The sequence below is a fragment of the Streptomyces sp. NPDC054796 genome (assembly GCF_053611545.1).
On record NZ_JBSHAO010000024.1, the window covers coordinates 26,799 to 40,897 of the forward strand.

General features: G+C 70.8%; 2 protein-coding genes (1 of these 2 only partly in view). Both read left to right on the forward strand.

The annotated features are described in order from the left end of the window. On the forward strand, window positions 1-699 hold the 3' end of the coding sequence (locus ACWGJ2_RS20710) for an amino acid adenylation domain-containing protein (protein WP_453347604.1). 3,978 nt of this gene lie to the left of the window's left edge; only the last 699 of its 4,677 coding nucleotides appear in the window; the start codon falls outside the window, past its left edge; the stop codon is at window positions 697-699. Between the two features lie 36 nt (window positions 700-735). Then, on the forward strand, window positions 736-13,740 hold the full coding sequence (locus tag ACWGJ2_RS20715; protein ID WP_453347605.1) for an amino acid adenylation domain-containing protein: 13,005 nt from the start codon (window positions 736-738) through the stop codon (window positions 13,738-13,740). Window positions 13,741-14,099 lie beyond the last annotated feature (359 nt).

Below are 14,099 nucleotides of genomic sequence, written 5' to 3' on the forward strand. Positions count from 1 at the left end.
GGCGCGGTCGCACAGTGGCGGCCGGGAACGGGCGCCGGGGTCCTGGTGGCCATCGAGGGCCACGGACGTGAGCCGGTAGCGGGCGTCGACCTGAACCGCACCGTGGGCTGGTTCGCCAGCTCGCACCCGGTCCGGATGGCGGTGAACCATGTCGACCTGCACCAGGCACGCGGCGGCGGCAGGGCTGCCGGTGAACTGCTGAAGACCGTGAAGGAGCAGGTGCAGGCGGTACCTGGCGACGGGCTGGGATACGGCATGCTGCGCCACCTCAACCCCGAGACGGAGCCGGTGCTGGCCGCGCTGCCCGCACCGGAGATCGGGTTCAACTACCTGGGACGGTTCGCCGCCGGCGCGCGGACAGGGCAGACCGCCCCCTGGCAGATGGTGGGGGAGTCGGGCGTCGGAGGCTCGGCGGACCCGGATCTGCCCGTACTGCACGCGCTGGAGGCGGGCGCGGTGGTCCGGGACACCCCCGAAGGAACAGAACTGACGGTCTCGCTGAGCTGGCCCGGCCAGTTGTGGGAGGAGGCCGAGGTCGAGCGACTCGGCCAGGTCTGGCTGGAGATGCTGGCCGGCCTGGCCGCCCACACCACCGACCCCGATGCCGGTGGTCACACACCCTCCGACTTCCTCCTCATCGACCTCGCACAGGACGAAGTCGACGATCTTGAGGACGAGTTCGCCGACGACCACATGTGACTCGCTGTATTCAAGCCGTTGTGAGGAGAAAGAGCGATGACCCGATCCCGTGTCGAAGACGTGTGGCCTCTGTCGCCGTTGCAGGAGGGGATGCTGTTCCACGCGACCTTCGATGACGAGGGACCTGACGTCTACCAGGGACAGCGGACACTTGAACTGATCGGCCCCCTGGACGTGGCCCGCCTGCGGAGGTCATGGGAAGGGCTGCTGGCCCGGCATGCCGTGCTGCGGGCGAGCTTCCGCCGACGCAAGTCCGGTGAGGCGGTCCAGGTCATCGCGCGCCAGGTGGCACTGCCGTGGCGGGAGACGGACCTCTCCGGGATGCCGGAGGCCGATGCCCTGACCGAGCTGGACCGCCTGGCCGGGCAGGAGCGCACGGAGCGGCTCGACCTCACCGTCGCGCCACTGCTGCGCATGCGGCTCGTCCGGCTGGGCGAGGAGCGGCACCGGCTGATGATCACGAGCCATCACATCCTGATGGACGGCTGGTCACTGCCGATTCTGATCAATGAGATGTTCACCGTTTACGTGGCGGGCGGCGACACCTCGGGTCTGCCGCGGACGACTTCCTACCGTGACTATCTGGCGTGGTTGAGCCGACAGGACAAGGACGCGGCGCGGGACGCGTGGCGCGCGGAACTGGCGGGCGTCGACGAGCCGACACTCGTGGCCCCCGCGGACCCGGCCCGGTCGACGGTGGCGCTCGAAGGGCTCACCGATGAGATCCCCCCGAGGCTGTCCCAGGACCTGGTCCGGATGGCACGGGGCAATGACCTGACGGTCAACTCGGTGATCCAGGGCGCCTGGGCGCTCGTGCTGTCACGGCTGACCGGACGCGACGACGTCGTGTTCGGCGCCACCTCGGCCGGGCGGCCGACGGAGCTGCCGGGCGTCGAGTCGATGGTCGGCCTGACGATGAACACCCTTCCGGTGCGGGTCCGCCTCCAGGGCGGTCAGTCGGTGCTGGAGATGCTGACGGAGCTTCAGGCACGCCAGTCGGCCCTGATGGCACACCAGCACATCGGGCTCCCCGAGGTGCAGCGGATCTCCGGCCCCGGAGCGACCTTCGACACGCTCGTCGTCTACGAGAACTACCCCCGGCCCCCGGCCGCGGCTCCCAGCCCGGACACCTTCGCCATCACCTTCGCCGGCGGGCAGGAGTCGGCGCACTATCCGCTCACCCTTCTTGTCGCTCCCGGCGAGCGTATGCCCTGCAAGATCGACTACCGGCCCGACCTGTTCGACCGTGACACCATCCAGTCGGTCCTCGACCGTCTGGTGCGGGTGCTGGAACAGATGGTCGCTGATCCTGCGGCGCGCTTGGCGGATGTCGAGGTGCTGGACGAGGCCGAGCGTGCGTTGGTGGTGGGGGAGTGGAACGACACGGCGCGGCCGGTGTCGGCGGGTTCCGTGCCGGAGCTGTTCGCCGGGTGGGCTGCTTCGGCTCCGGGTGCGGTGGCGGTGCGGTCGGGCGATCAGGTGCTGTCGTATGGGGAGTTGGAGGAGCGGGCGAATCGTCTGGGCCGGTATTTGTCGGGTCTGGGTGTGGGGCGTGAGTCGCGGGTGGGGCTGTGTCTGCCGCGTGGTGTGGACATGGTCGTGGGGATGCTGGGTGTGTGGAAGGCGGGGGGCGCGTATGTGCCGCTCGACCCCGAGTACCCCGCCGACCGGCTCGCGTACATGGTGGCCGACAGTGCGGCCACGGTTGTGCTGGCCACTGGGGAGACGGTGGCGCAGCTTGAGGGCGGCGCGGCATCTGTGGTGGTGCTGGATGACGGGGAGGTCGCGGCGGCCGTCGCATCGGGGTCGTCTGAGCCGTTGTCGGTGTCTGTTGCGCCGGAGCAGTTGGCGTATGTGATTTATACGTCGGGTTCGACGGGGCGGCCGAAGGGTGTGGCGGTCGCGCATGGTGGTGTGGCGAATCTGGCGGAGGTGATGCGTCCTGTCCTCGGTGTGGAGGAGGGCGTGACGGCGCTTCAGTTCGCGTCGTTCTCGTTCGATGCGGCGGTGCTGGATGTGGCCGTCACGCTGGGTGGGGGCGGCACTCTTGCCGTCGCGTCGAGTGAGGAGCGGTTGGAGCCCGAGGCGCTGGCGGCCATGATCCGCGAGGCCGGGGTGAGCGTCGCGAGTGTGGTGCCGTCCCTGCTCGGGGTGCTGGAACCGACGTCGGTGCCGGGTGTGGAGAACTGGGTGCTGGGCGCGGAACGCCTCAGTGCCGATCTGGCCGCGCGCTGGCGGGCCCAGTCCAGGGTGTGGAACACGTATGGCCCGACCGAGGCGACCGTCATCACCACCGCCACCCTCCTGAACGAGGGCATCGCCTCCGACGATGCCCCGCCCGCGATCGGCGCCCCGATCGGGAACGCGCAGGTCTTTGTCCTGGACGGGTTCCTGCGGCCGGTGCCTCCTGGTGTGACGGGTGAGCTGTATGTGTCGGGCGCTGGGCTCGCACGTGGTTACAACGGCCGCCCGGATCTGACGGCGGAGCGGTTCGTGGCCAACCCGTTCGTGTCGGGTGCCCGGATGTACCGCTCGGGTGACCTGGCCCGCTGGACCGCGGACGGTCTGCTGGAGTTCGCGGGCCGTGCGGACGAGCAGGTGAAGATCCGCGGCTTCCGGGTCGAGCCCGGCGAGGTGGAGTCGGTTGTCGCCTCGCATCCGGAGGTGTCCCAGGCCGCCGTCGTCGTGCGCGAGGACCGGCTCGGCGACAAGCGGCTCGTCGCCTACGTCGTCCCCGTCACAGAGGGGGCGCTGGACACCGCGAAACTGCTGGAGTTCGCCGGTGAGCGGCTTCCGGAGTACATGGTCCCGACGTCTGTGCTGACGCTCGACGCGCTGCCGCTGACGGTCAACGGCAAGCTCGACCGCGCCGTCCTGCCCGCTCCCGACCTCGCCACGAGGGAAGGCCGCGCACCCGCGACGCCCACCGAAGAAGTGCTGGCCGGGCTGTTCGGCGAGGTGCTGGGCCTGGAGCGCGTCAACGCGGAGGAGTCCTTCTTCGAACTGGGCGGTGACTCGCTGCTGGCGATGCGGCTGATCGCGCGGTTGCGCTCTGTGCTGGACACGGAGGTGAGCATCCGGGAGCTGTTCGGCGCGCCGACGGTCGCCGGCGTCGCCCGCCTGATCGACGGCACAGAGACCCGGGGCCGGGTCGTCCTGCAACCCAGGACGCGTCCCGAGGTGCTTCCGCTGTCGTTCGCCCAGCAGCGGATGTGGCTCCTCAACCGGATGCAGGAGACGGGCCCTGGAGCCGCCGCTGCCTACAACCTGCCCATGGCGCTGCGGATCTCGGGCGAGCTGAACGTGGCGGCGCTCGAAGCGGCGCTGAACGACGTGGCGGACCGCCACGAGACACTGCGGACGGTCTTCCCCGACGTGGAAGGGGTGCCACGCCAGCGGATCCTGGAGGGCGAGGCCGCGCATCCTCCGCTGACCGTGGTGGACACCGACGAGGACCACGTGGAGGAGAGCCTCGCCGAGCGTGCGCGCCGCCCGTTCGACGTGAGCACGGACCTTCCCTGGCGTGTGACGCTGCTGCGGATCACGCCGACGGACCATGTGCTGCTGATCGTGGCACACCACATCGCCTCCGACGGCTGGTCGATGGGCGTACTCGCCCGCGACATGGAAGCCGCCTACGCCGCACGGAGCGCGGACACGGAACCCGGCTGGGACGCCCTGCCGGTGCAGTACGCGGACTACGCGCTGTGGCAGCGCGAGGTTCTGGGCGAGCTGGAGGACGAGGAGAGCCTGGCCAGCGCCCAGTTGGGGTACTGGCGTGAGGCACTGGCGGACGCGCCGCAGGAGCTGACCCTGCCCGCCGACCGGCCCCGCCCCGCCGTCCCCTCCTTCCGCAGCGGTTCCGTGCCGATGGGAGTGGATGCCCGTACACATGCGCGGCTGGTGGACGTGGCGGGGCGTGGCCGGGCCACCATGTTCATGGTCGTGCACGCTGCCATGTCGGTGCTTCTCTCGCGCATGGGCGCGGGCGAGGACATCCCGCTGGGCACGCCGATCGCCGGTCGTGGGGACGCGAAGCTGGAGGACCTGGCCGGGTTCTTCGTCAACACCCTTGTCCTGCGCGCGGATCTGAGCGGCGATCCGTCGTTCGTTGACCTCCTGGAGCGGGTGCGGGAGACGGATCTGGCGGCGTACGCGCATCAGGACGTGCCGTTCGAGCGCCTGGTGGACGAGCTGAACCCGACCCGTACGATGTCGCGCAACCCCCTCTTCCAGGTCATGCTCGCGCTGGCGAATGTGCCGGAGGCTGAGTGGGAGCTGTCGAACCTTCGCGTACAGCCCGTGCGCTCGGTATCGGAGCCCCCGGCGAGGTTCGACCTGTCGGTGACCCTGGGTGAGCGTTACGACGCGGAAGGCGCACCGGCCGGTCTCGGCGGCGGCATCCTGTACGCGGCCGACCTGTTCGACGAGGCGACTGCCCAGGCCCTGTCCGACCGACTGGCCAGGGTGCTGGAGCAGGTGGCCGCCAACCCGAAGATCCGCCTCAGCGACATCGACGTACTGAGCCCGTCCGAACGGTCCTCCGTCGTCGAACTGTGGAACGACACGACGCGGCCGGTGTCGGCGGGTTCCGTGCCGGAGCTGTTTGCCGGGTGGGCTGCTTCGGCTGCCGACGCGGTCGCGGTGCGGTCGGGCGATCAGGTGCTGTCGTATGGGGAGTTGGAGGCACGTGCCAACCGGTTGGGCCGGTATCTGAGGGGCCTGGGTGTGGGGCGTGAGTCGCGGGTGGGTCTGTGTCTGCCGCGTGGCGTCGACATGATCGTCGGACTGTTGGGCGTGTGGAAGGCCGGGGGCGCCTACGTCCCCCTCGACCCCGATTACCCCGCCGACCGGCTCGCGTACATGGTGTCCGACAGCGCGGCCACGGTTGTGCTGGCCACTGGGGAGACGGTGGCGCAGCTTGAGGGCGGCGCGGCATCTGTAGTGGTGCTGGATGACGGGGAGGTGGCGGCGGCCGTCGCGTCGGAGTCGTCCGCGCGGCCCGAGGTGTCTCTCTCACCGGAGCAGTTGGCGTATGTGATTTATACGTCGGGTTCGACGGGCCGTCCGAAGGGTGTGGCGGTCGCGCATGGTGGTGTGGCGAATCTGGCGGAGGTGATGCGTCCCGTCCTCGGTGTGGAGGAGGGGACGGTGGCGTTGCAGTTCGCGTCGTTCTCGTTCGATGCGGCGGTGCTGGATGTGGCCGTCACACTGGGCGGGGGCGGCACGCTTGCCGTCGCGTCCAGTGAGGAGCGGTTGGAGCCCCAGGCGCTGGCGACCATGATTCGCGAGGCCGGTGTGAGCGTCGCGAGTGTGGTGCCGTCCCTGCTCGGGGTGCTGGAGCCGGGATCGGTTCCCGGTGTGGGGAACTGGGTGCTGGGCGCGGAACGCCTGAGCGCGGACTTGGCGGCCAAGTGGCGGGCCCAGTCGCGGGTGTGGAACACCTACGGTCCGACCGAGGCGACCGTCATCACCACGGCGACGTTGCTGGAGGAGGGCATCACCCCGGACGATGCCCCGCCCGCGATCGGCGCCCCGATCGGCAACGCACAGGTCTTCGTCCTGGACGACTTCCTCAAGCCCGCTCCCGTGGGTGCGGTGGGTGAGCTGTATGTCTCGGGTGCGGGTCTGGCACGTGGTTACAACGGCCGCCCGGATCTGACGGCGGAGCGGTTCGTGGCCAACCCGTTCGTGCCGGGCGCCCGGATGTACCGCTCGGGCGACCTGGCCCGCTGGACTGCGGACGGTCTGCTGGAGTTCGCGGGCCGTGCGGACGAACAGGTCAAGATCCGCGGCTTCCGCGTCGAGCCCGGCGAGATCGAGTCCGTGCTCGCCTCGCACCCCGACGTCGGCCAGGCCGCCGTCATGGTCCGCGAGGACCGGCCCGGCGACAAGCGGCTGACGGCCTACGTGGTCCCCGCGGTGAATGATGAGCTGGACACCACGGGGCTGCTGGAGTTCGCAGGTGAGCGGCTTCCGGACTACATGGTCCCGACGTCGGTGCTCACGCTCGACGCGCTGCCGTTGACGGTCAACGGCAAGCTCGACCGCGCCGTCCTGCCCGCCCCCGAGCTGTCCGGCCGAGCCGAGGGGCGCGGCCCCGAAACGCCCACCGAAGTCGTGCTGGCCGGGCTGTTCGGCGAGGTACTGGGGCTGGAGCGGGTGGGAGCGGAGGAGTCCTTCTTCGAACTGGGCGGTGACTCGCTGCTGGCGATGCGCCTGATCGCGCGAGTGCGCTCTGTGCTGGACACGGAGGTGAGCATCCGAGAACTGTTCGGTGCGCCGACGGTCGCCGGCGTCGCACGGGCGATCGCGGACGCGGAGGGCGGCAGCCGGATCAAGCTCGTCCGGCAGAACCGTCCCGAGGTGCTTCCGCTGTCGTTCGCGCAGCACCGGATGTGGCTCCTCAACCGGATGCAGGAGAGCCCCGAGGCGGCAGCCGCCTACAACTTGCCTCTGGCGCTGCGGATTTCCGGGGACCTGGACGTGTCCGTCCTCACTGCGGCCCTGGGCGACGTGGCGGAGCGGCACGAAACGCTGCGGACGGTCTTCCCCGACGTGGAAGGGGTGCCGCATCAGCGGATTCTGGAGGGCGAGGCCGCACATCCTCCGCTGACCGTGGTGGATACCGACGAGGCCACGTGGCAGGAGGCACTGGCCGCTGAGGCAGGCCGGGGCTTCGACGTGAGCACGGACCTTCCCTGGCGTGTGACGCTGCTGCGGATCACGCCGACGGACCATGTGCTACTGATCGTGACGCACCACATCGCCTCCGACGGCTGGTCGATGGGCGTACTCGCCCGTGATCTGGAGACGGCGTTCGCCGCCCGCGACGCAGGCAGGGAACCGGACTGGGCGCCGCTCCCGGTGCAGTACGCGGACTACGCGCTGTGGCAGCGTGAGGTGCTGGGCGAGCTGGAGGACGAGGAGAGCGTCGTCAGCAGCCAGCTCGGCTACTGGCGTGAGGCACTGGCCGGTGCGCCGCAGGAACTGGTGCTGCCCGCCGACCGTCCTCGTCGAGCCGTCCCCTCCTTCCGCAGCGGTTCGGTGCCGGTCGGAGTGGACGCGGAGACGCATGCGCGGCTGGTGGAGGTGGCGGGGCGCGGCCGGGCCACCATGTTCATGGTCGTCCACGCTGCCATGTCGGTGCTGCTGGCCCGCATGGGTGCGGGCGAGGACATCCCGATGGGCACCCCGATCGCGGGCCGCAACGACGCGGAGCTGGAGGACCTGGCCGGGTTCTTCGTCAACACCCTTGTCCTGCGCGCGGATCTGAGCGGCGATCCGTCGTTCGTGGATCTGCTGGCGCGGATGCGGGACACGGATCTGGCGGCGTACGCGCACCAGGACGTGCCGTTCGAGCGCCTGGTGGACGAGCTGAACCCCGCCCGGTCGATGTCGCGCAACCCCTTCTTCCAGGTCATGCTCGCCCTCCAGAACGTGCCCGAGGCACGGTGGGAGCTGCCGGGCCTGGAAGTGAGCGCAGTGCCGCCTTCGGAGGCACCCCCGGCGAGGTTCGACCTGTCGGTGACCTTCGCCGAGCGTTACGACGCGGAGGGTGCTCCGGCGGGGCTTGGCGGCGGCATCCTGTACGCGGCCGACCTGTTCGACGAGGCCACCGTTCAGGCCCTCTCCGGCCGTTTGGCCAGGGTGCTGGAGCAGGTGGCCGCCGACCCCGATGTGCGCTTGGCGGATGTCGAGGTGCTGGACGAGGCCGAACGCGCGCGGGTGGTGAAGGAGTGGAACGACACGGTGCGACCGGTGTCGGCGGGTTCCGTGCCGGAGCTGTTTGCCGGGTGGGCTGCTTCGGCTGCCGACGCGGTCGCGGTGTGGTCCGGCGATCAGGTGCTGTCGTACGGGGAGTTGGAGGCGCGTGCCAACCGGTTGGGCCGGTATCTGAGGGGCCTGGGTGTGGGGCGTGAGTCGCGGGTGGGTCTGTGCTTGCCGCGTGGTGTGGACATGGTCGTGGGGATGCTGGGTGTGTGGAAGGCCGGGGGCGCCTACGTCCCCCTCGACCCCGATTACCCCGCCGACCGGCTCGCGTACATGGTGTCCGACAGTGCGGCGTCGGTGGTTCTGGCCGTGTCCGGTACCGAGGACCGGGTCCCGGCCGGGGTCGCGGATGTGGTGCTGCTGGACGACCGGGACATCGCGGCGACGATCGGGTCGAAGGCGTCCGAGCCGCTTGAGGTGTCTCTCTCACCGGAGCAGTTGGCGTACGTCATCTACACGTCGGGTTCGACGGGCCGTCCCAAGGGCGTGGCGGTCGCGCATGGTGGTGTGGCGAACCTGGCGGAGGTGATGCGTCCCGTCCTCGGCGTGAGCCAGGGAACAGTGGCGCTCCAGTTCGCCTCGTTCTCCTTCGACGCTGCGGTGCTGGATGTGGCCGTCACACTGGGCGGGGGCGGCACGCTTGCCGTCGCGTCCAACGAGGAGCGGTTGGAGCCCCAAGCGCTGGCCGCGATGATCCGCGACGCCGGTGTGAGCGTCGCAAGCGTCGTACCGTCCCTGCTCGGGGTGCTGGAGCCGGGATCGGTTCCTGGTGTGGAGAACTGGGTGCTGGGCGCGGAACGTCTCAGCGCCGACCTGGCGGCGAAGTGGCGGGCCCAGTCGCGGGTGTGGAACACCTACGGTCCGACCGAGGCCACCGTCATCACCACGGCGACGTTGCTGGAGGAGGGCATCACCCCGGACGATGCCCCGCCCGCGATCGGCGCCCCGATCGGCAACGCGCAGGTCTTCGTCCTGGACGACTTCCTCAAGCCCGCTCCCGTGGGTGCGGTGGGTGAGCTGTATGTCTCGGGTGCGGGACTCGCGCGCGGTTACAACGGCCGCCCGGATCTGACGGCGGAGCGGTTCGTGGCCAACCCGTTCGTGCCGGGCGCCCGCATGTACCGCTCGGGTGACCTGGCCCGTTGGACGGCCGACGGTCTGCTGGAGTTCGCGGGCCGTGCGGACGAACAGGTCAAGATCCGCGGCTTCCGTGTCGAGCCCGGTGAGATCGAGTCCGTGCTCGCCTCGCACCCCGATGTCGGCCAGGCCGCCGTCGTGGTCCGCGAGGAGCGTCCGGGCGACAGGCGGCTGATCGGTTACGTCGTCCCCGAGGCACAGGAGATCGACCAGCAGCAGCTCCGGGAGCACGTCGCCAAGACGCTGCCCGACTACATGGTTCCGTCCGCGGTCATGGTTCTGGATGCCTTGCCGCTGACGGCCAACGGCAAGCTCGACCGGACCGCTCTGCCGGTGCCCGATCTCGGCGAACGGGTTTCGGGCCGGGCCCCGGAGACCGAGACGGAGAAGGCGCTGTGCGCGCTGTTCGCGGAGGTGCTCGACCTCGAACGGGTCGGCGTCGACGACAACTTCTTCGACGTGGGCGGCAACTCCACCCTGGCGATGCGACTGGCCGGGCGGATCAGGACGGAGCTGGGCGCCGAGCTGAGCATGCGTCAGTTCTTCGGCTCCTCGACGCCGCTCGGCGTGGCCCGGCTGCTGGAAGCGAAGGTGCGTCCGGAGCTGCGTCCCGTCGAGCACTCGGGCGAGGTTCCTCTCACCGCGAGCCAGCGGCGTACCTGGCAACTCGACCGTACGTCGCCGGAGGCCGGTGCCCAGCAGCTCCCGCTCGCCCTGCGGCTGGGCGGCGGCCTGGACGCGGCGGCACTGGAAGCCGCTCTCGGCGACGTGGCGGCACGCCACGAGATCCTGCGGACCACCTTCACCGAGGACAGCGACGGCAGCGATGGCAGCGACGGCACCAACGGCGACGCGGGCCCGCGTCAGCACGTACTGGACGCCGACGCCGAGGGAGCACGCCCCGCGCTGACCGTCACACCGGCGACCGAGGACGAACTTCCGGAGCTGCTGGCCGCCCACGCCAGGCACCGGTTCGACCTGACCACGGACACCCCGTGGAGCCAGCGTCTGTTCACGCTCTCGGAGACGGACCACGTGCTGTCCCTGGTGGTGCACAGGATCGCCACTGACGAGGCGTCGCTTGACCTGCTGGTGCGCGACCTGGCCGCGGCGTACGGGGCCAGGAGCGAGGGCCGGGTGTCGGAGCGGGCGCCGCTGCCGCTCCAGTTCGCCGACTACGCGCTGTGGGAGCGGGAGCTGCTCCAGGGCGAGGAGGACACGGACAGCCTGATCAGCGATCAGCTCACCTACTGGCGCAACACCCTGGGCGGCCTCGCCCCCGAGACCCCGCTGCCCACGGACCGCCCGCGGCCCGTGCGTCCCTCGCACCGCGCGGACTCCGTACCGCTGGCACTGGGCGCCGAGGCGCACGACCGGCTGATGGAGACCGCCGAAGAGCACGGCGCCTCCGCCTTCATGGCGGTCCACACCGCGCTCGCCGTCCTGCTGACGCGGCTCGGTGCGGGAACCGATCTCACGCTGGGCACCCCGCTGCTGCGCCAGGACGACGAGGAAGGGCTCGACGGACTGGTCGGTCCCTTCACCGACCGGCTGGCACTGCGTACGGACACCACGGGCGACCCCACCTTCGTCGAGCTGCTCGGCCGGGTCAGGGAGACCACCCTGTCCGCCTACGCGTACCAGGACGTCCCCTTTGAACGGGTGGTGGAGGAGCTGCCGCTCCCGCCGACCACCTCGGCACACCCGGTGTTCCAGGTCACGCTGGAGGTGCAGGACGATGTCGCGGAGAAGTGGGACACCTCGGAGCTGCCGGGACTGGACACCACCCGGCTGCCCATGGAGGCCGACGTCTCTCCGACGGATCTCTCCTTCCACCTCACCGAGCGGCAGGAGGACGACGGCAGTCCGGACGGCATGGACGGAACCCTGCGGTATGCGACGGAGCTGTTCGACCGCGACACCGCTGCCGCGCTCGCGCAGCGTCTCGTCCGTGTGCTGGAGCAGGTGGCGGAAGACCCGCAGCTCCGGCTGAGCCAGGTCGATGTCCTGCTGGGCGAGGACGAACACCGTCGGCTGGTGGAAACCGTCGACGACACGGCGGCCGGGACTCCGGAGGGCACGGTCGTCGAGCTGCTGTCCCAGCAGGCGGCCCGCACCCCCGGTGCCGTCGCGGTCACCTCGGCCGAGGGGACGCTCGACTACCGGGAACTGGAGGCCGTGACCGGCCGGATCGCCCGCCACCTGAACGCGCTGGGAGCCGGTGCGGAGGACACCGTGGCAGTGGCGCTGCCACCCACCACGGCACTGGTCACAGGGCTGCTCGGCGTGCTCAAGTCGGGCGCCGCGTTCCTCCCCGCCGACCCGGAAGGGTCGTTGGAGAGCGTCCTCTCAGCCCCGGGCCGGCCGGCCGCACTGCTGTGCACGGCGGCCACGGCCGCCCTGCTGCCCTCGGGAAGCACGGTCCCCGTGGTCCTGCTCGACGGACCGGACGGCGCCGTCGTCAGCGGTTCGCCGCGGCAGAAGACCGCAGGGCACGGGCAGGGCGCGGGACAGGCCCCGCTCCCCGGCAACGCGGCTCTCGTGTACGACGCGACGACACCGGCCGGCGGCACGGCCGGCGCCGTCGTCGAGCACACCACGCTGACGAGCCAGGTGGCGCACCGGATGCACAGCCTCCCGGCGGGCCGGGCGGCGACCCTGGACGCACGGGCCCCTGTTCCCGAGCTGATCACACCCCTGCTGGCGGCACTGTGCGCCGGTGGCGGAGTGCGGTTCGGCGTGCCGGGCCAGGAGACCGCGGACTCCTCCGCGCAGGCCACCACGTCCGCCACCACGTCCCTGCTCGTCACCACGCGCGACCGGCTGGCGGCCCTCGAAGAGCACCCGGCAGGACCGCTGCCGTACGCGGAGGTCCTGGTCGCGGACGGCGCACAGGTGACCGTGGACGACCTGGCCGAGTGGCAGCGCCACCGTCCGGACGTGCCCCTCGTGAGCGGCTACGGAACAGCGGAGACCGCGACGGCGTGGCTCGACCAGCGGAGCGGGGCCGGGCAGCTCCTGCCGACGGAGACACCTACGGGGCGGCCGGTGCGGAACACCCGCGCCTACGTCCTGGACGACCTCCTGCGCCCGGTGCCGCCCGGCGTCGTCGGCGACCTCTACGTCGCCGGGTCCCCGCTGGCACGCGGCTACCTGGACGCGCCAGGGCGGACCGGCGAGCTGTTCGTCGCCTGCCCCTTCGGCCCGGACGGGGACCGGATGCTGCGCACCGGCGAGCGGGCGAAGCGGACCACCGCCGGTCTGCTGACGGTGCGCGGCGCCGCGCACCACGACGAGCAGGCGGGGACAGGACTGCGGACCGTCAGGAACCGCGACGACCTCGAAGTGCTGCTGCCGCTGCGCTCCGAGGGCAGCCGCCCCCCGCTGTTCTGCCTGCACCACAGCACCGGCCTGAGCTGGGGCTACGCCGCGATCCTCCCGCACCTGCCAGCGGACCAGCCGGTCTACGGAATCCAGGCCCGCGGGCTGGGCGGCCCTGAGCACCTGCCGGGGACGGTCGAGGAGATGGTGGCCGACTACGCGGAGCAGATCCGTTCGGTCCAGCCTTCCGGCCCGTACCACCTCCTCGGGTGGTCCGTGGGCGGAGTGATCGCCCAGGCACTGGCCACCAGGCTGGAGGAACTGGGCGAAGAGGTGGCACTCCTCGCGCTGCTCGACGGCTACCCCGGAGTCCTGGGCAGGTCCACCTTCACCGGGGCCGAGGACCCCACCGGGGGAGCCGGGGTCGGGGCCGGGGCCGGAGCCGGGGACGACACCGCAGGGGAGATCCGCGACTTCCAGACCTCACCTGGCGAGGGCGCGCCCTTCCCGATGGGGGTGAGCGGTCCCGTCGTGTCGAACATGCAGGAGATCATGCGGAACACGGTCTCCCTCGCACAGGACCACACACCGCGCAAGTCGCGGGGCGACATCACACTGTTCGTCGCGACGGAGGACCGGCCCGCTGACCTGCCGGTGCCGGAGGCCGTCGCCACCTGGAAGCCCTACACGGACGGGGAGATCATCACGCACGAAGTGGCCGTCAACCACAACGACATGCTTCAGGCGGCTCACCTGTCGGGCATCGGCCGCATCGTGGCGGAGGCCCTGCGGGGGTCCGGCCGGTCGTGAAGCGGCCCGGCGGGTGCGGTGTCCACCGCACCCGCCGGGCGCGGTCCGTGAGAAGCGGAGCCGGAATTCTTTCCTCTGGTTCTCCGCTCTTCACGCACGCGAGGAAGCGCGCGCGAGGAATGGAGCGCGAAATTCCATATGCCGGGGAAAAGCGTCCGGGACCGCTTCGGATGGACGCCGTTGACAGGCTCAGGGCGCGATCTGAGAATCGTTCGTGGCCTGGTTATTCCACGTCGAACGGCCCGGGAGTGCGGTGATTCCCCTGCCGGTGGCCACGGACGCGAAGAAAGGCCGAAAGGGGCCCACGAATGACAAGACCAGCAGACCCTCCTACGCGCAGGCACCGGGGCGGCGTCAAA